The sequence below is a fragment of the Pseudomonas sp. SDO52101_S400 genome, from assembly GCF_054071635.1.
The window spans coordinates 1-24,042 of sequence record NZ_JBSVWF010000019.1 but is presented as its reverse complement, the minus strand read 5'-3'; the positions used below and the strand labels follow the sequence as shown (position 1 = coordinate 24,042).

Below are 24,042 nucleotides of genomic sequence, written 5' to 3'. Positions count from 1 at the left end.
TAACGACTTGCGTGGCTTCTTCTTATAAAGCGTTGATCGGAATCTTCAGGTAGGTGACACCATTGCCTTCCGCCGGCGGCAGGTTCCCCGCCCGCACATTCACCTGTATCGCCGGCAGCAACAGCGTCGGCATGCCCAACCCGGCATCCCGCTTGGTACGCATCTCGACGAACGCGGCTTCGTCGACGCCGTCATGCACATGGATATTGCTTTTACGCTGCTCACCAACGGTGGTCTGGCACTGCGAGGCGCGACCTTGCGGAGGGTAGTCGTGGCAGACGTAGAGCTTCACGCTGGCGGGGAAGGCCAGCAGTTTGTGGATCGAATTGAACAGCTGATGCGCGTTTCCACCGGGAAAGTCGCAACGGGCGGTGCCGACGTCGGGCATGAACAGCGTGTCGCCGACCAGGATCTGCTCACCGTCGATCAGGTAAGCCATGTCCGCCGGGGTATGGCCGGGGACGTGCAGGGCGGTGGCCTTGAGATTGCCGATCCTGAACGACTCGTTCGGCGCGAACAGATGATCGAACTGCGAGCCGTCGACGCGAAATTCCGGCTCCAGATTGAACAGCGCCTTGAACACGTTTTGCACTTTGCTGATCGATTCGCCAATCGCGATCTTGCCGCCCAGTTCACGGCGCAGATAGGGCGCGGCGGACAGGTGATCGGCGTGGGCGTGGGTTTCCAGCAGCCATTGCACTTGCAGGTTGTGGGTGCGCACGAAGGCGATGATCTTGTCGGCCTGGGCCGTGCAGGTGCGGCCGGCGGCAGCGTCGTAATCGAGCACCGGATCGACGATTGCGCACTGCCCGCCGTCGGCCTCGTAGACCACGTAACTGTAGGTCGAAGAGGCGGGGTCGAGGAAAGCTTCAATCAGCGCGGGCATGGACACGGTCCTGTGCAGGAAGGTGAAAAGTCAGGTTGCAACACTTTATGTAAACACATAATGTCCGCAGCTTAAGTGACGTTGAAGGCATCCTGCAAATGCAATCCAGTCTGACCGAATGTGAAGTCGCCCAACTGCGGGCTTCGGCCTCCAAGGCCTGTTCGCTGCTCAAGGCATTGGCCAACGAGGATCGACTGTTGATCCTGTGCCAGTTGACCCAGGGCGAACGCAACGTCGGCGAGCTGGAGAAAATGACCGGCGTGCGTCAGCCGACCCTGTCCCAGCAACTGGGCATCCTGCGCGATGAAGGGCTAGTCGCGACCCGTCGTGAAGGCAAGTACATTTTCTACGGCCTCGCCAGTCATGAAGTCATCCAGGTGATGAAAACCCTGTCCGGACTCTACTGCGGAGCCGTGCTCAAAAGCTGGGCGCAATAGACCCGGCTATCCTTGCGTGCAGCAATAAGGAACAAGCAATGAACGATCAACACTGGGGCCAAACCATCAGTGCGGACATCGTGGTCATCGGCGGCGGCACTGCCGGCATCGGTTTTGTCGCGAGCCTGCTCAAGCGCGATCCCGGCCTGAAAATCACGGTGATCGAGCCGAGCACCCTGCATTACTACCAGCCGGCGTGGACGCTGGTGGGCGGTGGCGCCTTTGATGCCAAAGACACCGCCCGACCGATGAACAAAGTCATGCCGCGTCAGGCTACGTGGATTCAGGCGGCAGTCACTGGAGTCGACCCCGAGCAGCGTTGTCTCACCCTCAACGATCAGCGCACCGTTACCTATCAGAACCTGATCGTCTGCCCCGGCCTGCGTCTGGCGTGGGAGAAGATCGAAGGCTTGCAGGAAAGCCTCGGCCAGCACGGCGTCACCTCCAACTACAGCTATCAGCACGCGCAATACACTTGGGATCAGGTACAGAAACTGCGCGGCGGCAAGGCGCTGTTCACCCAGCCACCGATCCCGATCAAGTGTGCCGGCGCGCCGCAAAAGGCGCTGTACCTGTCCTGCGATCATTGGCGCAAACGCGCCGTGCTGAACAACATCGATGTGGAATTCAATCTGGCTGGTGCGGCGCTGTTCGGCGTGGCGACCTTCGTGCCGCCGCTGATGAAATACATCGAGAAATACAACGCGCGGCTGGCGTTCAATTCCAATCTGGTGAAGGTCGATGGCCCGGCGAAAACCGCCTGGTTCGACGTCAAGGACGCGGACGGCAACGTCGTCCGGCAGGCGAAAACCTTCGATCTGCTGCACGTCGTGCCGCCACAGGTCTCGCCGGATTTCATCGCGCAAAGTCCGCTGGCCGATGCCGCCGGCTGGTGCGAGGTCAACCCGCACACGCTGCAGCATCCGCGTTATCCCGAGGTGTTCGCGCTGGGCGATATCTGCGGCACCACCAATGCGAAAACTGCGGCGGCGGTACGCAAGCAGATCGTGGTGGTCGCTGAAAACCTGCTGGCGTTGCGCAAGGAACTGGCGCTGCCGCTGAAGTACGACGGCTACGGTTCCTGCCCGCTGACGGTGGAGAAGGGCAAGGTGATCCTCGCCGAATTTGGCTATGGCGGTAAGTTGCTGCCGACCTTTCCCCTCGACCCGACCGTGCCGCGCCGTTCCGCGTGGTGGCTGAAGGCGTCCCTGCTGCCGTGGTTCTACTGGAACGGCATGCTCAAGGGCCGCGAATGGCTGACCAGCCTGTCCAAAGTCGACTGAGAACACTCTATGTTGCTGGCAAGTCTGTTTGGCGTGGTGATGGGATTGATCCTCGGGCTGACCGGGGCCGGCGGTGGGATTCTCGCGGTCCCGGCGCTGGTGCTGGGGTTGGGCTGGACGATGACGCAAGCGGCGCCGGTGGCGTTGTTCGCCGTCGGCAGTGCGGCGGCGGTCGGTGCCATCGACGGTCTGCGTCACGGTCTGGTGCGTTATCGCGCGGCGCTGTTGATTGCGGCACTTGGCGCGGTGTTTTCGCCGGTGGGCATCTACTTCGCCCATCAGTTGCCGGAAAAGATCCTGATGATCCTGTTCAGTCTGCTGATGGTGATGGTGGCGTGGCGCATGCTGCGCCGCGAACACCAGGAGCCGGGGCCGAGCGATCATGGCCACGCCAGTTGGGGCCAGAAAAACTGCATGCTCAATGAACAGACCGGTCGTTTCGACTGGACCGCCAAATGCACCGCGACCCTCGCGGCGCTGGGTGCCGTCACCGGTGTTGTGTCTGGTTTGCTCGGGGTTGGCGGCGGGTTCCTGATCGTGCCGGCGTTCAAGCAGCTGACCGATGTGCAGATGCGTGGCATCGTCGCCACTTCCTTGATGGTCATCAGCCTGATTTCCGCCATCGGCGTGATCGGCGCGTTTCATGCCGGGGTGCGGATCGACCATCTGGGTGCGGCGTTTATCGTTGCGAGCATCGTCGGCATGGTCATTGGTCGCAAGCTTTGTGCACGGGTGCCGGCGCGGGCGTTGCAGGTGGGGTTCGCCAGTGTGTGTCTGGTGGTTGCGGCTTATATGCTGCTGCGGGCGTGAGTCGTCAAGCAGAGAAAAAATCGCAGCCTTGGCTGCGATTTTTTTATCACTGGTTGTACGCCGCTTCGGTGTTGTCGATCAGCGGGTTTTTCTCGGTCAGCACAACCTGGGCAATCTGATCCTTGCGCATGAATCTCACCTTCGGATGCGATTGCGCGTAACGGATAAAACGCTCCATCGCCTCGACCATCGCCGGCGTGCCGCCGATGCGGTCGTGCAGACTCACCGACATCATCCTCCGCTTGCTCGCGCCTTCGGCGTAGAGGCGATCGAACTCCAGCACCAGTTGCTGATAGAACTGCTCGGCGGAGAAGTGCCGGCCCTCGACCAGCACGATGTCGTTGTTGCGCAGGGTGTACGGCACCACGGCGAATTTGCGTCCTCGAACCATGGTCACGAACGGCTCGTCACGGCTGACGTCGTCGATGTGGTAGGTGAAGTTCAGATCCTGCAGCACCTTCAGCGTATTGGGACTGCGCCGCAGCCAGTTGGCGTTGTAGCCGACCGAGCGCTGGCCGGTGATTTTTTCCACGGCTGCGACGCCATCACCGATGAACTGTTTTTCCTGGGCGTAATTCATGTTGTACGAATCGGCCCAGCGCATGCCGTGGGCCGCCAGTTCATGGCCGCGCTCGGCAATGGCCTTGGCCAGTTCCGGGTGCTTGAGCGCCGCTTCGCCGACCACGTGGGAGGTGACCTTGATGCCGGTGCGATCCCACAGATCGAGCATGCGCCACAGGCCTTCCTTGTAACCGTAATCGAACCAGGTCTGCGCCGGCAGATCCGGATAACCTTTTGGCAGTGGTGTACCGGAAAACGGACTTTCAGCGCCTTCGGGCTGGCCGCCGGTTTCGAATTGCATCGACACCGAAATCACCAGTTGCGAGCCGTCCGGCCAGGGGCGTTCCTGGGCGAAGGCGAGGGTGGGCAGCAACAGGGCGGCTGCCAGCAGGTTTTTCAGCAGACGCGGGGAGCGTTGCCAGCGGGGAGTGGTCATAACGGGCACCTTGCAGGTTGAGAAGTGCGGCAAGGTTGGCATTCGCCAGGCTTGGGAAAAATCCGCTGTAGGCGAGATGACCTTTAAACAAAATTTACGAATCCCGGCGACCCCGGCACACTGATGCCATCCCCGACACAAGGCCTTTCCATGAATCAATACGCCCCGCGCAACTGGCAGCCTCACGAGAAGCCCAGTCTGCCCGGATCACCATCGACGCCGTTGCACTCCAACCCCAAGCGCCTGGCCTATGCGCTGGTCGGGTTGCTGGTGGCGTTGACCGGCGGGTTGGGCAATTCGCTGGTGGTCGCCAACCTGCCTTATCTGCAAGGCGCGCTCGGGGCGACCACGGCGGAGATGGCCTGGCTGCCGGCGGCGTATGTGATGACCAACGTGTCGATGAACCTGCTGTTGGTGAAGTTTCGTCAGCAGTTTGGCTTGCGGGCGTTCACCGAGGTGTTTCTGGTTTTGTATGCGTTGGTGACGTTCGGCCATTTGTTCGTCAATGACCTGAACTCGGCGATTGCGGTGCGTGCCGCCCACGGTATGGTCGGCGCGGCGTTGAGTTCGCTGGGCCTGTATTACATGGTGCAGGCGTTCCCGGCCAAATGGCGGATGAAAGCACTGGTGCTGGGCCTGGGCACTTCGCAATTGGCGTTGCCGTTGGCGCGATTGTTTTCCGAGGATTTGCTGCAGATTGCCGAATGGCGCGGCCTGTACCTGTTCGAACTGGGCATGGCGCTACTGTCGCTGGGCTGTGTCTTGATGCTCAAATTGCCGCCGGGTGATCGCTTCAAGACTTTCGAACCTCTCGACTTCCTCACCTTCGCCATCCTCGCCAGCGGTGTGGCCTTGCTGTGCGCCGTGCTGTCCCTGGGCCGGATCGACTGGTGGCTCGAAGCACAATGGATCGGCATTGCTCTGGCCGCATCGATTGCCTTGATCCTCGCGGGACTGGCCATCGAGCACAACCGCAGCAACCCGATGCTGATGACCCGCTGGCTCGGCAGTGGGGTGATGATCCGCCTGGCGCTGGCGGTGATCCTGATTCGCATGGTGACCTCGGAGCAATCCACCGGCGCCGTAGGCTTCATGCAAAACCTGAACATGAGCAGCCAGCAGTTGCACAGCCTCTACGTGGTGATGCTGATCGGCAGTGTCGCCGGGCTGTTGACCAGTGCGCTGACCATCGACCCGAAACACCTGCTGATGCCGCTGATCGTTTCGCTGGCCTTGATGGCCACCGGTTCGATCATCGACAGTTCCTCGAACAACCTGACCCGCCCCGAGAACCTGTATTTCAGTCAGTTCCTGCTGGCGTTCGGCAGCACATTCTTCCTCGGTCCGACCATGGTGCTCGGCACGCGCAACGTGCTGACCAACCCGCGCAATCTGGTAAGTTTTTCCGTGTTGTTCGGGATCTGCAACAACCTCGGCGGCCTGATCGGCGCGGCGTTGCTGGGGACGTTCCAGATCGTGCGCGAGAAATTCCATTCCAGCCATATCGTCGAGCAACTGGTGCTGTCCGATCCGCGGGTCGCTGCCCGGGTGCAGAGCGGCGGTTCGGCGGTCGGTTCCGTGATCGCGGACCCGAGCCTGCGCAATCTGCAAGGCATTCGCAGCCTGGCCAACGCCGCCACCCGTGAAGCCAACGTGCTGGCCTATAACGATGTGTTCATGTTGATTGCGGTGATCGCGATCCTGACCATGATCTGGATTTCCATCCGTGCGCTGTGGCTGATCAGCACCACCAAAGCCGTCACCCCGACTCCTTCCGTACCTTCCAGCGGTGCCACTACTTCATGACCGAACCGACGACCACGACCACCAATGCCATCGCCGCCACTCCCGAGGGTGTGGCGCCACCTTCATCACCGAACACCGAGCCGCGCTCGCTGCGGGTGCGGATCATCTCGTCACTGGGCTTTGCCGCGATTGCCATTGTCGGCGTGCTGATCGTGTTGTACGCCTGGCAACTGCCGCCGTTCAGCAGCGCAGTCGAGACTACTGAAAACGCCTTGGTGCGCGGGCAAGTGACAATCATCGGCCCGCAGCTCAGTGGTTATGTGTTTGAAGTGCCGGTGCAGGACTTCCAGTTTGTGAAGGCGGGCGATTTGCTGGTGCGTCTCGATGACCGCATTTATCAGCAACGCCTGGATCAGTCGCTGGCGCAACTGGCGGTGCAGAAAGCTTCGCTGGCCAACGTCGTCCAGCAGCGCAACAGCGCCGAAGCGACGATCAAGTTGCGCCAGGCGGTGGTGGCCGACAGCGAGGCGCAGTTGCGCAAAAGCGAGGCTGACTTGCGACGCAACAAGGCATTGGTCAATGACGGCTCCGTTTCCAAACGCGAGATGGACGTGGCGCTGGCCGCCAATGCGCAGAGCATCGCTTCGGTAGCCCAGGCCAAGGCCAATCTGGAAATCGCCCGGCAGGATCTGCAAACGGTAATCGTCAATCGCGGCTCGCTGGAGGCCGCGGTGGCCAGCGCCGATGCCGCGGTGCAACTGGCTCGGATCGATTTGTCCAACACCCGGATCATCGCCCCGCGCGACGGCCAGCTCGGGCAGATTGGCGTGCGCCTCGGCGCCTACGTCAATTCCGGGGCGCAGTTGATGGCGTTGGTGCCGGACCAGAAGTGGGTAATCGCCAACATGAAGGAAACCCAGATGGACAACGTGCGGGTCGGGCAACCGGTGACTTTCACCGTCGATGGCCTGAACCACCGCAAGTTCACCGGCCATGTGCAACACATCTCACCAGGCACCGGATCCGAATTCGCGTTATTGCAGGCCGACAACGCCACCGGCAACTTCGTGAAAATCGCCCAGCGAGTACCGGTGCGCATCACCATCGACCCGGGGCAGCAGGAGAGCGAACGCTTGCGGCCGGGGATGTCGGTGGTAGTCAGTATTGATACGGCGGCGGGTGATACCCAGAAGCACTGACTTCAGGCGGCGATCATCGGGGGCAGGGTGCCGAGTACGGAAACAGCCGCTACGGCGCCGATCCCCAGCAGCCACTCAAGCATGACGCTGCGCTTGAGGGTGTCGATCCGTTGTTCGCACTCGATGATGCGCAAGCGGTTGAACAGTGCTAATGCGAGCATGCCGAACACCAGCAGCGCCTTGATCAGCAGGATCAGGGCGAACCCCGAGAACAATGGTGTCGGCCACCATTGACCGGTGAGCACGCGCACGTTGATCAGCCCGGTGACCAACAGGCCGGCGACCAGCACGTAGCCGACCCCGCTGAACCGCTGCAAGACATAGCGCACCGCTGCATCAGGCTGGCGCAGGATCATCACCAGCATCAGCAATCCACCTAGCCAGGCGCCGACGCAGGTCAGGTGTATCACTTGATTGAGGATCAGCATCTGGCCGCTGAACCCGTCGAGCATTGCCCCGTGACCGACCGGCGCCAGCGTCATCAGCAGCAACGCACTCAGGCCCAGCCGCAACGGCTGGTTCGAGCGCCACGGCGTAAACAGCAACGCCAGCAACAATGCATTGATCAGCAGATGCCAGCGCCACACCTGGCCGAAAAACGTATGGCCCAGCACCAGCTCGACGGTGGCCGGATCGAATGCTGCAGTGGCCGAACCGGCCATGCTCGCGGTGATCAGCAACGCCCATATCACGCCGCTGGCCAGCGCCGTTGCTGTCAGCCAACGGGCCATTCGCGCCAGTTTCCGATCCGGCACCGGCGCTTCACCCTTGAGCAGCAGCGGCCGGAACAGCCAGGCCCCGAACAGCATCAACACCACGATGAAATGCAGGAACCGGCACAGCACCAGCGCTTCACTCATGAATTACTGGCCAACCTTGAACTGATAGGCGCCTTCGCTCTTGTGTGTGTCGACCGACACTGCGTGCCATTCGACCTTGTATTCGCCAGCGGTCAGCGGCGCTTCGGGGGTGACGATCAGGGTTTTCTTGTCGCCTTCGGTGGTCAGCGGCTTGACCTTCACGGGCGCGCCATCGTGGGTCACGATGACTTTGGTGAAGCTGGCTTCGACGCCTTCGGAAAACACCAGGCGCAGATCCGCAGGCGCCGCGACGGTGCTGTCGGCGGCCGGGGTTTCGCTTTTCAGATGCGCGTGGGCGAACGCCTGGGCAGTGACGACCAGCGAGGCGAACAGCGCGCCGGCGGTGAACAGGTTTTTCAGCTTCATGGGCAATCCCTTTTCAGTGAGTGACGGCGGACAGTATAGGGTGTGCCGTGCACGTTGCCTTGAGGTGAGGCAAGGAGGCGGGTGGCGATCCTAAACCAGAAAAATGCCCGGGTGTGTGAAGAATCGTTCTCGCCTGTCGCCCCTTGCCCAGAGCGGATGCTAGTCTTCAACAACGTTGTCTTCAGGGAGCCCTCATGGGCAATCACAAGATCGAAATCCGCCGCAGCAATGTCGAGAAAATCCTCCTGGCAGCGGAAAAGGTATTCGCCGAAAAAGGCTTCGGTGGCACCGCCATGGCCGACATCGCCGCCGAAGTGCAGCTGCCGCGTTCCAATCTGCATTACTACTTCTCGACCAAGAGCGAGCTGTACAGCGCGGTGTTGTTCGACCTGCTGGAAGTGTGGAAGCAGGACGCGCTGTGCTTCGAGATGTTCGACGATCCACGGGTAGTGCTCAGCAGCTACATCCGCGCCAAGATGAACCACTCACGCAGCCGGCCCTATGGCTCGAAAGTCTGGGCCAACGAAATCATCCACGGCGCCCCGACTTTGGGTGAGGCGCTGGATGTCAGCCTGTACGACTGGGCGAAGATGAAAGAGGCGAAGATTCGGCAGTGGGTGGAGGACAAGCGGATTCTGCCGGTGGAGCCTTCGAGCCTGCTGTACATGATCTGGGCGTCGACCCAGCACTATGCCGACTTCGATCATCAGGTGAATATTCTGAATGAGCATCAGCCGTTGTCGGATATGCAGTTCGAGCGGGCGGTGCAGACGGTGACGAGTGTGATTTTGCGGGGGATCGGGTTGGAGCCCTGAAAGTCAAAAGCCGGCCCTCACCCCAGCCCTCTCCCGGAGGGAGAGGGGGCCGACCGAGGTGTCTTGCGGGGTATATCGACCTGAACCAGCGAGTTGACTATGGATTTAAAGCAGTTGCTATCTGTGAAACCAAATCGATTTTGGATTCAAAGCTGCACGTTCAGGTCGACGGAGCTCTTGAGCATCCCCCAATCAGTCCCCTCTCCCTTTGGGAGAGGGCTAGGCGGGCGGCGTTCCGATGAGGGGACTTCCGGATCCACAGGCGATCTAGACAGCAACGTGATACGGATTCCTCGGATCATGATTCCAGTCCAGAAACGGCTTGCCCGTCTCCATCGGCACCATCTCGATGCAGTCCGCCACCGGACAAGTGATCTGACACAGATTGCACCCCACACACTCATCATCGATCACTTCATATTTATGGGTGCCATCGGCCTGCTTGAGGCTGATGATCGCCTGGTGTGAAGTATCTTCGCAGGCAATGTGGCAACGCCCGCAACCGATGCACGCCTCCTGATCAATCTTCGCAATCACCTGATAGTTGATGTCCAGGTACTTCCAGTCGGTCGTATTGCCCACCGCGCGCCCGGAAAACTCGGCAATGCTGGCGTAACCCTGACTGTCCATCCACCGCGACAAGCCGTCCTTCATCTCCTCGACAATCCGAAAACCGTGGAGCATCGCCGCCGTACACACCTGCACCGCACCGCTGCCCAAAGCTATGAACTCCGCCGCATCGCGCCAGCTGCCGATGCCACCGATGCCGCAGATCGGCAGGCCTTGAGTCTGCGGATCACGGGCGATTTCCGCGACCATGTTCAGCGCGATCGGCTTGACCGCCGAGCCGCAATACCCGCCGTGGGTGCTTTTGCTGCCAACGGTGGGCAGGGCGACCATGTGTTCGAGGTCGACGCTGGTGATCGAGTTGATCGTATTGATCAGCGATACGGCATCGGCGCCGCCCCGGTGTGCGGCGCGAGCGGCGACGCGGATGTCGGTGATGTTCGGCGTGAGTTTGACGATCACCGGCAGCGAGCAATAGGTCTTGCACCAGCGCGTGACTTGTTCGACGTATTCGGGCACCTGACCGACCGCCGCGCCCATCCCGCGTTCGGGCATGCCGTGGGGGCAACCGAAGTTCAACTCGATGCCGTCGGCGCCGGTGGCTTCCACTAGCGGCAGGATGTTTTTCCATGACTCTTCGACGCACGGCACCATCAGCGATACGATCAGCGCGCGGTCCGGCCAGTCTTTTTTCACCTGAGTGATTTCCCGCAGGTTGATCTCCAGCGAGCGGTCGGTGATCAGTTCGATGTTGTTGATGCCCAGCACTTCGCGGTTGTTGCCGTAGTGCGCCGAATAACGCGACGACACGTTGACCGCCGCCGGGTCTTCACCCAGGGTTTTCCATACAACGCCGCCCCAGCCGGCCTCGAAGGCACGCACCACGTTATAGGCTTTGTCGGTCGGTGGCGCGGAGGCCAGCCAAAACGGGTTGGGGGCTTTGATACCGGCAAAGACTATCGAGAGATCGGCCATTTACGCAGCCTCCACGTTGAGCATCAGTTGAGCATTGATCGCCTCGGCGGCGCGCTTGCCGTGTTGCACCGCTTGCACGGTCAGGTCCTGATCGAGACTGGTGCAGTCGCCGCCGGCATACACGCCGGGGATGCTGGTGCGCAGGTTTTCATCGACCTGAATCCGTTCGCCCTGACGCTTGAGTTCGCGGGCCAGCGGGTCGGCGAGGGCGCTGCTGTCGAAGGCCTGGCCGATGGCTTTGAAGATCGCATCGGCGGCCAGCTCGAAGGTCTCGCCAGTGGTTTGCAGGCGACCTTCCACCAGATGGGTGCGGGCGAAACGCATGCCGCGCACCTTGCCCTGAGCGTCGAGCAGCACTTCGTCCGGTTGCGCCCAGGTCAGCAGTCGGACCTGATTGGCCTTGGCGATGTCCTGTTCATGGCCGGTTGCGCCCATGTCCGCCGCGCCACGGCGATAGACCAGATTGACGTCGCGGGCGCCGAGACGGGCCATTTGCACGGCCATGTCGATGGCGGTGTTGCCGGCGCCCAGGACGATGCAGTGTTCGGCCAACGGCAATTGCGACAGGTCATCGGCCTGGCGCAGTTCGCGGATGTAGTCGGTGGCGGCGAGCAGACCGGGGGCGTCTTCGTGGGACAGGCCGAGTTGTTTGCTGGCGTTCAGGCCGAGGCCGAGGAACACCGCGTCGAACTGCTGATGCAGTTCGCTCAAGGTCAGGTTGTCACCGAGTTTCTGCCCGTGGCGGATTTCGATGCCGCCGATTTGCAGGAGGAAATCCAGCTCCTTCTGCGCGTAGTCGTCCACCAGTTTGTACTTGGCGATCCCGTATTCGTTGAGCCCGCCAGCCTTCTCCCGCGCTTCGAAAATCACCACGTCATGCCCGTGCATGGCGCTGCGATGCGCGCAGGACAGGCCGGCCGGGCCGGCACCGACCACGGCGATGCGTTTACCGGTGGCGGCGGCGCGCTGGAACGGGTGCTCGGTGAAGTGCGCATTGTCCACGGCGTAGCGTTGCAGCAGGCCGATCAGCACCGGCGCGCATTCGTGGGCGTTGTTGCGTACGCAGGCTTGCTGGCAGAGGATTTCGGTCGGACAGACCCGCGCGCAACTGCCGCCGAGGATGTTCGCCGAGAGGATTTTCTGCGCCGCACCGGGCACGTTGTCCTGATGGATATTGCGGATGAACGACGGAATGTCGATCTCGCTCGGGCATGCATTCACGCACGGCGCATCGTAGCAATACAGGCAGCGTGAGGCTTCCAGATGCGCCTGACGGTCGTTGAGCGGCGGCGCCAGATCGGTGAAATGGCCGGCGAGGGCGGCGGCACTTTCGTGCGGGTGCGGGAGATGGTTCAGGGTCTCGATCACGGTTTTTTGCCTCACGGTTATTTGAGGTTTTCTGCCTCTGTCGGGCAGTGGTTTTTTGTGTTGTCTGTGCGGCCCCCTTCGCGAGCAAGCCCGCTCCCACAGGAGTACGCATTTCAAATGTGGGAGCGGGCTTGTTCCGGGCGGCGTGCCGACGAAGGCCGAAGGCCTGGATTTCAGCGTTTAACCGCAACTGGCTTATGCAACTCAGCCCGCTTGCTCAGCAAATCAAACACCGCCGGATACGCCGGCCGTTCAATGTACCGGCCCGCCCCGCGCTCGGCGCGCAGGTCGCCATCGGCCCAGACCACCCGGCCCTGGCTGATGGTATGGCTCGGCACACCGGTCACGGTCTTGCCTTCGAAGATGTTGAAGTCCACCTGCTGATGGTGGGTCTTGGCGGAGATGGTGCGGGTGCCTTGCGGATCCCACAGCACCAGATCGGCATCGGCGCCAACTCGGATCGCGCCCTTGCGCGGATAGAGATTGAAGATTTTTGCGGTGTGGGTGGAGGTGAGGGCGACGAAGTCCTGCATCGACAGCCGCCCCGAGTTCACCCCTTCATCCCACAACACCGCCATGCGGTCTTCGATCCCGGCGGTGCCGTTGGGGATCTTGCTGAAATCGTCGCGGCCGGCGGCTTTCTGCTCGGCGCAGAAACAGCAATGGTCAGTGGCGGTGGTGTGCAGATTGCCGCTCTGCAAGCCATGCCAAAGCGCCTCCTGATGCCCGCGCGGGCGGAACGGCGGGCTCATCACGTAACCGGCGGCGGTCTGCCAGTCCGGGTGCCGGTAGACGCTGTCGTCCAGCAGCAGATGCCCGGCCAGCACTTCGCCGTAGACCGGTTGGCCCTTGCTGCGGGCATAGGTGATTTCGTCGAGGGCTTCCTTGGTCGAGACGTGCACCAGATACAGCGGTGTGCCGATGGTTTCAGCGATACGGATCGCCCGGCTCGCGGCTTCCCCTTCGACCTGCGATGGCCGCGACAGCGGATGTGCTTCCGGCCCGGTAATACCTTGGGCCATCAGTTTGCGTTGCAGGTGATAGACCAGTTCGCCGTTTTCCGCGTGCACGGTCGGCACGGCGCCGAGTTCCAGGCAGCGTTCGAAGCTCGCCACCAGCGTGTCGTCGGCGGCCATGATCGCGTTCTTGTAGGCCATGAAATGCTTGAAGCTGTTGATCCCGTGATGGCTGACCAGTTCGGCCATTTCCTCCCGCACCTGATCACTCCACCAGGTGATCGCGACGTGGAAGCCATAGTCCGACGCGGATTTTTCCGCCCAGCCGCGCCATTGGTGAAAGGCTTCGAGCAGCGATTGCTGCGGATTGGGAATCACGAAATCGATGATCGAGGTGGTGCCGCCGGCCAGGCCTGCGGCGGTGCCGCTGTAGAAGTCTTCGCTGGCCACGGTGCCCATGAACGGGAGTTGCATGTGAGTGTGCGGATCGATGCCGCCGGGCATCAGGTACTGGCCGCTGCCATCGAGCACTTCGGCGCCGGCGGGAACATCCAGGTTTTCACCAATGGCTTTGACCACGCCGTCAGCGCAATAGACATCGGCGCGGTAACTTTCATCATGGGTAACAACGGTGGCGCCACGGATCAACAGAGACATTCCGAGTTCCTCGCAGGCATGACCGACTTGTGCCGGTTCTAGTGTTTTATTGTTTGCAGCACCCAATGCGTAATCTTGTCAGTGCTGTCAGGAATAGACGCTAGTCGCAGTTCTGCAATTGAGCAAGATTATTTTTTATAAGCTTATTGCGGTTTTAAGTTATTGAAAAATAACTATAAAAATCACAAATCACCAAAATGGTGAGGCGCTTCACCATTTTGACGCACTTGACAGGTTGGAAATATGAGCAAGATTTCCTATGTGAAATCAGCCGCTTGAAGTTGAGCTGCGGTTGATCACCCATGATGAAAAAAAGTGCAGTGCACCAGATTGAGTCCTGACAGTTCGGACAACTTGCCCGGCATTTAGCCTGAGTGTTCAGTCAAGTTTTCGAGGCCTCACAGGGTGAATAATTAAAACTGATAAACATCAGTTGGTTACGCAAAGTTGAAAGCACGGCCCTAGCGCCAAGCGGTTCCCCCGGCACGTTTATTGATGCCGCCGCTGACACCATGGCCGGTGCATGAAAGTTGTCAGTTCCTCCGGCCATCGTCCGGTTCGCACCTGCGTGTGCAGCCGCCTGATGAGCAAAAAATAATCAGAAGAAACAGTGGAGCGGCCATGCAACAGAACAGATCGCAAGTGATCGAGCGCGACGGCTTGTTCGAACTCGAAGCCGGCAGCGACGTCCTCGACAGTCCCCGTTACAACCACGACATGGCACCGACCAAGGTGCGCGAACGAACCTGGAACAAATGGCACATCACCGCGCTATGGATCGGCATGTCGATCTGCGTGCCGACCTACACCCTCGGCGGGGTGCTCACCGCGTATTTCGGCCTGACCGTCGGCGAGGCGCTGCTGGCGATTCTGTTCGCCAACGTCATCGTCCTGATTCCTCTCACGCTCAACGCGTTTCCCGGCACCAAATACGGCATTCCGTTTCCGGTGCTGTTGCGTTCGTCGTTCGGGATTCTCGGTTCCAACGTGCCATGCCTGATCCGGGCGCTGGTGGCGTGCGGCTGGTTCGGCATCCAGACCATGTTCGGCGGGCTGGCGATTCACCTGTTTCTCGGCTCTGTATTCGAGGGCTGGAAGTCTCTGGGTGGTACGGGGGAGGTGATCGGCTTCATGATCTTCTGGTCGCTCAACCTGTGGGTGGTGATCCGTGGCGCCGAGTCGATCAAATGGCTGGAAACCTTGTCGGCGCCGCTGCTGGTGGCGGTTGGCATCGGGCTGCTGGTGTGGGCGATGCCGAATGTGTCGATGACTGAATTGCTGGCGATTCCGCCGAAGCGTCCCGAAGGCGCGAGCGTAGTCAGTTACTTCGCCGCCGGGCTGACGGCGATGGTCGGCTTCTGGGCCACATTGTCGCTGAACATTCCCGATTTCAGCCGTTATGCCCGCAGCCAGAAGGATCAGATCCTCGGGCAGATTTTCGGCCTGCCGCTGACCATGTTCCTGTTCGCCGCACTGGGCGTGGTGATGACCGCCGCGTCAGTGAAACTGGTGGGTGTCAGCGTCTCCGATCCGGTGACTTTGATCGGCCATATCCAGAGCCCGGTGTGGGTCGCGGTGGCCATGGCGCTGATCATCATCGCCACACTGTCGACCAATACCGCTGCCAACATCGTTTCGCCCACCAACGACTTCCAGAACATCGCGCCCAAGGTCATCAACCGCACCAAGGCAGTGATTCTCACCGGGCTCGTCGGCCTCGCGTTGATGGGCCATGAGCTGCTGAAAAAACTCGGCTGGATCGTCTCCGACCTCAGCCTGGAAACCGTGTATTCGAACTGGCTGCTGGGCTATTCCAGTCTGCTCGGGCCAATTGCCGGGATCATGGTGGTGGACTATTTCCTGATCAAGAAACAACAACTGGACCTGGCCGGCCTGTATCGCGACGACGTGTATCCGGCGTGGAACTGGTCCGGGTTCATCGCGTTCGGCGTGCCGGTGGTGCTGACCCTGCTGTCGCTGGGCAGCAGCGCATTCAGCTGGTTTTACAGCTACGGCTGGTTCACCGGCTCGGCGCTGGGCGGGTTGATCTATTACGGGTTGTGCGCGATGCGGACCAGCCCGGTCATCGTCAAATCGCCGTTGTAATTCCCATAAGAACTGCCTGAGGAGATCCCCATGAACGCAGCCGTAGACGTTCTGCAATCGACCCATCAGCACATCAACCGCGACCGCTTGTGGGCGTCGCTCATGGAACTGGCCAAGCTCGGCGCGACAGTCAAGGGCGGGGTCTGTCGCCTGGCCCTGACCGACCTTGACCGCCAGGCCCGCGACCTGTTCGTGCAGTGGTGCAAGGACGCCGGTTGCAGCGTCACGGTCGATGAAGTCGGCAACATTTTCGCCCGCCGCCCCGGGCGCAACCCGAACCTGCCGCCGGTGATGACCGGCAGCCACATCGACACCCAGCCTACCGGCGGCAAGTTCGATGGCTGCTTCGGCGTGCTGGCCGGGGTCGAAGTGCTGCGCACCCTCAATGACCTGGGCGTGGAAACCGAGGCGCCGCTGGAAGTCGTGGTCTGGACCAACGAAGAAGGCTCGCGCTTCGCCCCTTGCATGATGGGCTCTGGCGTGTTTGCGGAAAAATTCACCCTCGAAGAAACCCTGGCCAAGGTCGATGCCGACGGCGTAACGGTCGGCGAAGCGCTGAACGCCATCGGCTACGCCGGGCCGCGCAAGGTCAGCGGGCACAAGATCGGTGCCTATTTCGAAGCGCATATCGAGCAAGGCCCGATTCTGGAGGACGAACACAAAACCATCGGCGTGGTGCTCGGCGCGCTGGGGCAGAAGTGGTTCGACCTGAAATTGCGCGGCGTCGAAGCCCACGCCGGCCCGACTCCGATGCACCTGCGCAAGGATGCGTTGGTGGGGGCCTCGGTCATCGTCGGCGCGGTCAACCGTGCAGCGCTCGGCCATCAACCCCACGCCTGCGGCACGGTCGGTTGCCTGCAAGCCTATCCGGGCTCGCGCAACGTCATTCCCGGAGAGGTGCGCATGACCCTCGACTTCCGGCACTTGGAACCGGCACGCCTCGACTCGATGATCGCCGAGGTCAAGCAAGTCATCGAAGCCACCTGCGAAGAACACGGCCTGACCTATGAACTGACCCCGACCGCCGACTTCCCGCCGCTGTACTTCGAAAAAGGCTGTGTCGAAGCCGTGCGCGGCGCCGCCAAAGGCCTGGGCCTGTCGCACATGGACATCGTCAGCGGCGCCGGCCACGACGCAATCTTCCTCGCCGAACTCGGCCCGGCCGGGATGATCTTCGTGCCGTGCGAAGGCGGCATCAGCCACAACGAAATCGAAAACGCCGCGCCGGACGATCTGGCGGCCGGCTGTGCGGTGTTGCTGCGGGCGATGCTGGCGGCTTCGGCGGCGGTGGCGGGAGGACAACGCGCCGCCTGACTTCAAACTGTCATCTGTTCGTGCGACGTTGCCGTCCCTGAAAAGGAAGTCAGGGACGCGCAATGTCGCCCATCAAAGTCATCACCTCAGGCTCGGCGTATCTGGACATCGATGCCTACGCCTGCTGCATCGCCTACGCAGAGTTGCTCAACCTGCAAGGCATTCCTGCTCGCGCCGTCAGTAGTGCGAAACCCAACGCCAGCGTTTCGAAAACCGTGCTCGGCTGGGGCGCTGCTCTGCACGATTACTGCCCGACATCGAACGACGAGTTCGTGCTGGTTGATGTCTCCGATTACCAGCACTTCGACCCGATGGTGGTTCTGGATCGTGTCGTTGAAGTCATTGATCATCACCCGGGCTTTGAAAAATACTGGCTGGACAGGCTGGGGCCTGCCGCCGATATTCGCCCCATCGGGGCCGCGGCCACACAGGTTTTCGAACGATGGGAAGCGGCAGGCCGGTTGCCACTGATCAGCACTTGCAGTGCGGCGTTGCTGGCCACGGCGATTCTGGATAACACCTTGAATTTCACCAGTCGGATGACCGGCGCTGCGGATGTCCGGGCCTACGAAACACTCGCCCGATCGGCAGACCTGGCTGTGGATTGGCCTGAGCGGTACTTTCTTGAATGTCAGGAATCAATCGAAAAGGATCTTTGCGCCGCGTTGGCGGTGGACCTGAAACGCATGAAGCCTGAAACCGGTCTGCCGGCTGCCTTTGCGCAGATGACCGTTTGGGATGCCGGCCGGTTGATCGGGGAAAATGAGGCGATGATTTCTCGCTGGATGGCCGGGCAGGGGGACGACTGGTTGCTGAACATCATCGGCATCTGCGAAAACCGCAGTTTCTTCCTGGCCGGTTCTGACATCAGCCGGCAGAAACTCAGCCGGTTGCTGCCGCTTGAGTGGTGTGGCGGAGTGGCCGTTGCCGAGCGTGCAATATTGCGCAAGGAAATCCTCACACTGGGGCTCGCGGTATCGGTACCAGGGTGGCCGGATGGCAGGTCCGGCCACTGAGCTTCATTCAACTGCGCTCATGGATCATGAAATCCTGCGGCTTATGGAAATAGCCACGAGGAATCTCCCGAGTACCGACCTGTTCGTAGTACGTGTACCAATACTTGGCCATGATCCACAGATATTCGGGACAGGACGCACGGGACTCGAGCCCCGGGGTCAGATCGAACTGTGCATTGTTGTACACCACTTCAAGCATGGTGGCCGAAGGCAGGCCGATGCCTTCATGAATCGGGTTGGACGTGCGTCCAGCGCCCCAGGCGAACGCCAGCCAGCGCAGCAGATAATCGAGACTGTCCACTGGCGAGCGTGAGGTCTTGAAGTGTTCGACCAGTTCGAGCACGGTGGCCTGGGCCACCGGCAGGGCAATGACACAAACGTTCTGCCAGCGCTCGGCGTTGGTGAAATGCCGAAGAGATTGCTCGATCACGCCATTGCGTTTGGTGGCGAATTCAGCATTTTCCGGTTGGAACAACGGCACATGAATGGCCGTGAGCAGCGCGGGATCCTTCTCGTCAACCTTGATCAGCGCTGCATCGGACCAGTAGGAAGGCAGCAGGTCATTGCGCAGGTGAGACTGCGCGACCCGTAGCCGGAACGCCATGATGTCATCGGCACCGAACAAGGCAATGAAGGACCATTTTTCCAGACTCAGGCCCAGTTTCTGAATCGCACGCTGCACCCACTCTTCGTTGTTTTCCTGTTTGTTGCGTTTGAGCTCCTTGAATTTCGGATTGGGTTTTTCTGCCGAAGAATTATGAGCATGCGCCATGGCGAGTCTCCTTGTGGAAGCAATCAATAGAAGCGAAGTTTGTAGGGCTGGGTGCTTTTGGTTTTTTGCAGACGCGGTTCATCGCTGACATCGAAGAAATTCACAGTCATGTCCAGTCCCCCTCCGGCGCGCTTGAACTGCAGGACCGAAATCTGGTTGCCCTTGCAGGAAAAGTAACCGTCGTCTGTCGATTTGGAGATCTTGAAACTGTTGTTTCGCCCGAATTTGGGCAGGGGTTCAAGAGGATCGGGGTAGCCGGGCCAGGCTTCGCCACGAAGCGTGTCCCATGCGATGTCTTTCAGGCTGTCACGGGGGATCAGGGTGGCTGGCGAGCAGATCACTTCAAACAGCATGGGGGTCGGGAAGGTGCCATAGCGCGCCACGCAAACACGACTCCAATGAACATCACCGGTGAGGAAGACGACCGGAATGCCGTGGCTGGCCAGATTGACCAGTTGCTTCTCGATTTTCTCGAACTGACGGTAATTGGCCAGATCGCCATCAATGAAGCGTCGGCCAAGAACACCGGGCGGGTCGGTGAACAGCGGCTGACCGGCCGAAAGCACTCCGACTTTGGGCGCGTTGTTCTGTTTGGCCTTGATCAGGTCTGCGGCCCATTGAGCAAGTTCCGCTTCGGCCGCGGGCGGCATCAGTTGAATGAATTTGTTGTCCCGACGGCTGCGGGTGTCGAGCATCAGGATGCTCAGCGGATCGATTTCGATACGTTGAAAACTGTCCATGTCGAGTATCTGGGAATGTTGATTGCCCAGCTGATAGTCCTCGTACAACTCCATTGCCGTGGCCGCCCACTGGCCGTTGTTTATCCAGAGCTGCGGAAGCACCTGTGCCTGGAACAGCGGATAGTTGTTCCAGAATTCATGGTCATCGGGGATGCACGCGGTGGGCGCGGCTTGCAACAGGGTTTGCAGTCCGGACACGTGCAAATGGTCGGAGCACCAGTTCGTGAAGTACTTGTCACCGATCATTTGCCTGATCGCATCCAGCGTGAGCCGCCATGAGCCGACGACTGGAACATCGAGATAAACCTGGTCTCCCGCCAGCAAAGACAGGTGGGGACGGTATTGGGTTGGCAGTCGGCGAACCCGGGAGGTCAAAAGTCCGCCGTCGTCATTGGGTTGGTAGTAACAGGAACCGAGCAATAGATTCAGCGGTTCGCTCAGTGGCACCTGGTCAGGTTGCGTGATGAACGTGAAATCCTTGCTCAGTGCGCCCGTTGTGATGCGAATGACCTGGGACTGGCCGGGACCGATCCTCGGCAATGTGAAAATGCCCTGATGATTGAGTGCCTGACCGCTACCGTCGGTGACGCCATCGCGGATGGCGAAAAATTGCCCGAAGGGGCCAGGCCCCAGGGTTTTCAATGCATCAGGTTTCGAACCTGACGCGAAGGCAGGCGGCGCAGGATTGACGACACCAAACACACCGACCCACAGGCGCAAGGCACCGAGTGCCTGGGGGGAGCTGAGCAGCGGGCGCGCGATCAGAATCATCGTTGATCTCCTTGCCAGAGGGGCCGGGCGGGGGGGAGCAAAGTCCAGTCGTCAGTTGTGAGAGGCTTCAGGGGTGGATGACTCGACAACTACCCTGTGACCTGGCGACGTTGTTCCTGCGGGAGCATTTCTGCTCCCACAGTTTCAGTACATCGTCAGGTAATTTATCCAGGCCTTTCGTTGCTGTTCGCCGAACCCTTGCGACGGTCACTGCCATTCGGGTTGCCCACGTCCAGCAATCGTCTTTCCACCAGCACATTCTCGAGCGCCTGGCGTTCGGCCGGCGCCATCTGGTGCTCGCGCTTTTTCAGCTCCAGCAGGATAGGGCTGGACCAAGTGCGATAGGTCTGTTCGATGAGGCGGTTGGATGTCATCAGTCTCTCCTTGATCAAGAGCCCGGTCTTGCTGGCAGGGGCTCAATCCGATGAGGTACTAACGTTAGTCGAGAAAGCCGGAAGTCGCGAATGTCGCCGGTGGGAGCTGACGAGACCAATCGTCGCACCGTCGCTCCCACCGGGTGATGCATCAATCGTCGACCTTCATCATCGCCTGCACTCCCTCCCAGGCCTCGGCCCGCATCCGCTCGATATCCAGCCCCGGAATCACGCCGTTGTCGACGACGATCCGCCCACCCACCAGGCTGTATTTCACGGCAATCGGCTCACCCGCGACGACCGGTGCGACGGCGCTGTCGTGGAATCCGTAGAAGCGCGGATGCTCGAGGCTGTAGATCACCAGATCAGCTGCCTGACCCACTTCCAGCGTACCGACCGCGCCGAGGCCGAGCACTTGTGCGCCGCCCGCCGTGCCCCAGTGGATGACGTCCTCGGCGGTGGTGGCCGAGGCACCTTGTTCGGCGCGGTGGATCAGCCACGCGGTGTTGGCTTCGCCGACCATGCTGCCAGATTCGTTGGAGGCCACGCCGTCGACACCGAGGGAGATCGGCACGCCGGCTTCATACATCTGCGGGATCGGCGCGACACCGCTGCCCAGCCGGGCGTTGCTCACCGGGCAATGGGAAACGCCGGTGCCGGTCTGGGCGAGCATGCGGATCTCCCCCGGTTGCAGGTGTACGGCGTGGGCGAACCAGACGTCCGGGCCGAGCCATTCGTGTTCGGCGACGAATTCCACCGGCAGGCAGTTGTACTTGTCGCGGCAGAAGTTCACGTAGTTCTGGGTTTCCGACAGGTGCGTGTGCAAGCGCAGTCCCATGCCTCGGGCGGTGTGCGCCAGTTCGCGCAGCAGCGTTGGCGGCAGCGAGAAGGTCGGCGTGGTTGGCGCCACGACCACCCGGCGCAAGGCATCCGGGGAGTCCTGGTGGTAGCGTGATTTCAGCCGTTCGATGTCACCGACCATTTGCTCCAGGGATTCCGGTTGCAGCGCGGTTTTCGAGAAGCCCGGATGCGCGCTGGCAGACTCCAGCGCACCGCCACGGCAGAGCACGAAACGCAGGCCGAATTCCTCGGCAAGGTCGAACAGCAAGTCGCCGGTCTCGGTGCTGCCGTGGGCGTGGTAGAGGTAGTGGTGATCGGCGCAGGTGGTGACACCGGACAGCAGCAATTCGACCATCCCCAGCCGTGCGGCAATCCGCGCCAGTTGCGGGGTGAAGCGGTTCAGGCGCGGGTAGGGCACGCTGGCCAGCCAGCCTTGCAGGTCCTGATTCAAGCCTTCGGGCACGGCTTTGAGCAGGTTCTGGAACAGGTGATGGTGGGTGTTGATCCAGCCCGGATAGACCACCGAATTTCGAGCGTCGATGACCCGTTCGCCGGGTTGCGGCTCAAGGTTGGCGGCCATTTCCGCGATCCGGCCGTTGACCACGCGGATGTCCACGGCGCCGGCCCGGGCGCGGGGGCCGCGCAGGCCGGTCATCACCGCGACCGGGTGCTTGATCAGGATGTTTTGAAGTTGAGTCATGGGCAGCTCCAGTCAGAGGATGTGCGAGGCGGATTTGCCGGCTGTGGTTTCTGGCACGCTGACGCCGTTGAGCGCCGCGTTGAGCAGCACCGACACCAGGCAAGCGATGACCACGCTGCTGTGCAGGAACGGCTGTGACCACTCGGGCAGTTGTTTGAACAGGGTCGGGGCGAGCACCGGCACCAGGGCGGCGGCAATGGTGAAACCGACGATCAGCACGTTGTAGCGATTGCGCTCGTAGTCGACCTTGGCCAGGGTCTGGATGCCGGCCGCCGCAACCACGCCGAACATGGCGATGCCGGCACCGCCCAGCGCGGCGGTCGGCATCGAGGCGATGATCGCTCCGGCCTTCGGCACCAAGGCAATCGAGCACATCAGCAGACCGCTGATCGCCACCACCCAGCGGCTGCGCACGCCGGTCAGGATCACCAGCCCGACGTTCTCCATGAAGGCAATGAACGGAAACGCGGCGAACATCCCGGCGATGGTGCTGGCCAGGCCATTGGCGCGCAGGCCGTTGATCACTTGTTTGTCATCCACCGGTTTGTCGACGATGTCGCCGATGGCCACAAACAGGCCCATGGACTCGACCATCTGCACGATCATCACCACGACCATTGTGGCGATGGGAATCAGGCTGAAAGTCGGCAGGCCGAAATAGAACGGGTAGGGCACGGTCAGCCATGGCGCGTCTTCGACGCTGTGAAAGTTGCCCATGCCCAGGCCGTAAGCCAGACCGGCGCCCACCAGCATCCCCACCAGCACCGCCATGTTGCGCAGCAACGGGCTGCCATAGCGGTTGACCAGCAGGATGGTCAGCAACACCACCACCGCGACGGCGAGGAATGCCGGGGCGCCGAAGTTGCTCGCGTTGCGCCCGCCACCGACCCATTCATAGGCAATCGGGAACAGCTGCAGACCGATCACCGTGACGATGCAACCAGTGACCACCGGCGGGAAAAACCGTCGCAAGCGGCCCACGAACGGCGCCATCAGCAGGGTGAAAATCCCTGCGCCGATCACCGCTCCGCAGACCCCGGCGAAGCCCACCTCCGGGTTGCTGCCGATGGCGATCACCGGGCCCACGCTGCTGAACGCCACGCCTTGCAGGATCGGCAGGCGCACGCCGAACTTCCAGAATCCGACGGTCTGCAACAGGGTGGCGATGCCGGAGCAGAACAGTGTGGTGCTGATCAGCACCACCGTGTCGGCGTGGGACATCTTCAGGGCACTGGCGACTATCAACGGCACGGCGATGGCGCCGATGTACGAGACGGCCATGTGCTGCAGGCCGAGGGTGAGCATCTGTCGCACCGGCAGGACGCGGTCGACAGGGTGGACGGTGGAGGAGGAACTGGCTGACGACATGGGGAATCACCTCTAGCTGTTGTTATTCGGTACAGAGGGGTATTCGTCTGATGCTGTCTTCAAAACGCCGCAATCCTTGTGGGAGCGGGCTTGCTCGCGAATGCGGTGTGTCAGTCGAC

The 24,042-nt window shown here is 61.1% G+C and carries 21 protein-coding genes; 9 read left to right on the top strand and 12 right to left on the bottom strand.

Features of this window, described 5'->3' with window-relative positions; all coding sequences use genetic code 11:
- Positions 1-22 precede the first annotated feature (22 nt).
- Positions 23-886, bottom strand: coding sequence for an MBL fold metallo-hydrolase (locus ACW9HX_RS11965; protein WP_457380769.1), 864 nt, complete (start codon positions 884-886; stop codon positions 23-25).
- A gap of 98 nt (positions 887-984) precedes the next feature.
- On the opposite strand from ACW9HX_RS11965, the gene ACW9HX_RS11960 reads away from it, so the two are divergent.
- From ACW9HX_RS11960 to ACW9HX_RS11950, 3 genes are read left to right on the top strand one after another with little or no spacing between them, the layout of a single operon-like run.
- Positions 985-1,323 (top strand): ArsR/SmtB family transcription factor, encoded by a 339-nt coding sequence (locus ACW9HX_RS11960; protein WP_007952897.1) that lies wholly within the window; start codon positions 985-987, stop codon positions 1,321-1,323.
- Between the two features lie 38 nt (positions 1,324-1,361).
- The gene (locus ACW9HX_RS11955; protein ID WP_457380768.1) at positions 1,362-2,606 is read left to right on the top strand and encodes an FAD-dependent oxidoreductase; all 1,245 of its coding nucleotides are present in this window, start codon (positions 1,362-1,364) and stop codon (positions 2,604-2,606) included.
- Positions 2,607-2,615: 9 nt separating this feature from the next.
- Positions 2,616-3,416: a sulfite exporter TauE/SafE family protein gene (locus tag ACW9HX_RS11950; RefSeq protein WP_457380767.1), complete on the top strand. Its 801-nt coding sequence runs from the start codon at positions 2,616-2,618 to the stop codon at positions 3,414-3,416.
- A 46-nt stretch (positions 3,417-3,462) separates the two neighbouring features.
- Here the strand turns inward: ACW9HX_RS11950 and ACW9HX_RS11945 are convergent, their stop codons facing one another.
- On the bottom strand, positions 3,463-4,413 hold the full coding sequence (locus tag ACW9HX_RS11945; RefSeq protein WP_457380766.1) for a polysaccharide deacetylase family protein: 951 nt from the start codon (positions 4,411-4,413) through the stop codon (positions 3,463-3,465).
- Between the two features lie 150 nt (positions 4,414-4,563).
- Here ACW9HX_RS11945 and ACW9HX_RS11940 point away from each other — a divergent pair, with 150 nt between their 5' ends.
- Both ACW9HX_RS11940 and ACW9HX_RS11935 read left to right on the top strand, forming a co-directional pair.
- Positions 4,564-6,219 (top strand): MFS transporter, encoded by a 1,656-nt coding sequence (locus ACW9HX_RS11940; RefSeq protein ID WP_457380765.1) that lies wholly within the window; start codon positions 4,564-4,566, stop codon positions 6,217-6,219.
- Positions 6,216-7,358: an HlyD family secretion protein gene (locus ACW9HX_RS11935; protein ID WP_457380764.1), complete on the top strand. Its 1,143-nt coding sequence runs from the start codon at positions 6,216-6,218 to the stop codon at positions 7,356-7,358. Before ACW9HX_RS11940 ends, ACW9HX_RS11935 begins: the two co-directional genes overlap by 4 nt.
- 2 nt (positions 7,359-7,360) lie before the next feature.
- Here ACW9HX_RS11935 and copD read toward each other — a convergent pair whose 3' ends face one another.
- A complete protein-coding gene (gene copD / locus ACW9HX_RS11930; protein WP_457380763.1) occupies positions 7,361-8,218 on the bottom strand; it encodes a copper homeostasis membrane protein CopD in 858 nt (285 codons plus the stop codon).
- Positions 8,219-8,221: 3 nt separating this feature from the next.
- Positions 8,222-8,584, bottom strand: coding sequence for a copper homeostasis periplasmic binding protein CopC (gene copC, locus ACW9HX_RS11925; protein WP_457380762.1), 363 nt, complete (start codon positions 8,582-8,584; stop codon positions 8,222-8,224).
- Between the two features lie 194 nt (positions 8,585-8,778).
- Between copC and ACW9HX_RS11920 the strand changes: the two genes are divergently transcribed.
- Positions 8,779-9,399: a TetR/AcrR family transcriptional regulator gene (locus ACW9HX_RS11920; RefSeq protein WP_038365564.1), complete on the top strand. Its 621-nt coding sequence runs from the start codon at positions 8,779-8,781 to the stop codon at positions 9,397-9,399.
- A gap of 267 nt (positions 9,400-9,666) precedes the next feature.
- Here ACW9HX_RS11920 and preA read toward each other — a convergent pair whose 3' ends face one another.
- From preA to hydA, 3 genes are all read right to left on the bottom strand, one after another.
- Complete coding sequence (preA, locus tag ACW9HX_RS11915) at positions 9,667-10,941, bottom strand: NAD-dependent dihydropyrimidine dehydrogenase subunit PreA (protein ID WP_457380761.1); 1,275 nt, start codon at positions 10,939-10,941, stop codon at positions 9,667-9,669.
- Positions 10,942-12,309, bottom strand: coding sequence for an NAD(P)-dependent oxidoreductase (locus ACW9HX_RS11910; protein ID WP_457380760.1), 1,368 nt, complete (start codon positions 12,307-12,309; stop codon positions 10,942-10,944).
- Positions 12,310-12,482: 173 nt separating this feature from the next.
- Positions 12,483-13,922 (bottom strand): dihydropyrimidinase, encoded by a 1,440-nt coding sequence (hydA, locus tag ACW9HX_RS11905; RefSeq protein WP_457380759.1) that lies wholly within the window; start codon positions 13,920-13,922, stop codon positions 12,483-12,485.
- Between the two features lie 621 nt (positions 13,923-14,543).
- On the opposite strand from hydA, the gene ACW9HX_RS11900 reads away from it, so the two are divergent.
- The 3 genes from ACW9HX_RS11900 to ACW9HX_RS11890 all read left to right on the top strand — a co-directional run bounded on the left by ACW9HX_RS11900 (position 14,544) and on the right by ACW9HX_RS11890 (position 18,358).
- The gene (locus ACW9HX_RS11900) at positions 14,544-16,028 is read left to right on the top strand and encodes an NCS1 family nucleobase:cation symporter-1 (protein ID WP_457380758.1); all 1,485 of its coding nucleotides are present in this window, start codon (positions 14,544-14,546) and stop codon (positions 16,026-16,028) included.
- A gap of 30 nt (positions 16,029-16,058) precedes the next feature.
- The gene (locus tag ACW9HX_RS11895; protein WP_457380757.1) at positions 16,059-17,342 is read left to right on the top strand and encodes a Zn-dependent hydrolase; all 1,284 of its coding nucleotides are present in this window, start codon (positions 16,059-16,061) and stop codon (positions 17,340-17,342) included.
- 71 nt (positions 17,343-17,413) lie between these two features.
- Positions 17,414-18,358 carry a DHH family phosphoesterase gene (locus ACW9HX_RS11890; RefSeq protein ID WP_457380840.1) on the top strand — a complete coding sequence of 315 codons (945 nt, stop codon included), beginning with the start codon at positions 17,414-17,416 and terminating at the stop codon, positions 18,356-18,358.
- Positions 18,359-18,365: 7 nt separating this feature from the next.
- Here ACW9HX_RS11890 and ACW9HX_RS11885 read toward each other — a convergent pair whose 3' ends face one another.
- The 5 genes from ACW9HX_RS11885 to ACW9HX_RS11865 form a co-directional block, all read right to left on the bottom strand.
- Positions 18,366-19,130, bottom strand: a complete 765-nt coding sequence (locus tag ACW9HX_RS11885) for a hypothetical protein (protein ID WP_457380756.1) — start codon at positions 19,128-19,130, stop codon at positions 18,366-18,368.
- Positions 19,131-19,153: 23 nt separating this feature from the next.
- Positions 19,154-20,641, bottom strand: a complete 1,488-nt coding sequence (locus ACW9HX_RS11880) for a hypothetical protein (protein ID WP_457380755.1) — start codon at positions 20,639-20,641, stop codon at positions 19,154-19,156.
- A 164-nt stretch (positions 20,642-20,805) separates the two neighbouring features.
- Positions 20,806-21,015, bottom strand: coding sequence for a hypothetical protein (locus ACW9HX_RS11875; RefSeq protein WP_457380754.1), 210 nt, complete (start codon positions 21,013-21,015; stop codon positions 20,806-20,808).
- A 151-nt stretch (positions 21,016-21,166) separates the two neighbouring features.
- Positions 21,167-22,555, bottom strand: a complete 1,389-nt coding sequence (locus ACW9HX_RS11870) for an amidohydrolase family protein (RefSeq protein ID WP_457380753.1) — start codon at positions 22,553-22,555, stop codon at positions 21,167-21,169.
- 12 nt (positions 22,556-22,567) lie between these two features.
- Positions 22,568-23,923, bottom strand: a complete 1,356-nt coding sequence (locus ACW9HX_RS11865) for a nucleobase:cation symporter-2 family protein (RefSeq protein ID WP_457380752.1) — start codon at positions 23,921-23,923, stop codon at positions 22,568-22,570.
- Positions 23,924-24,042 lie beyond the last annotated feature (119 nt).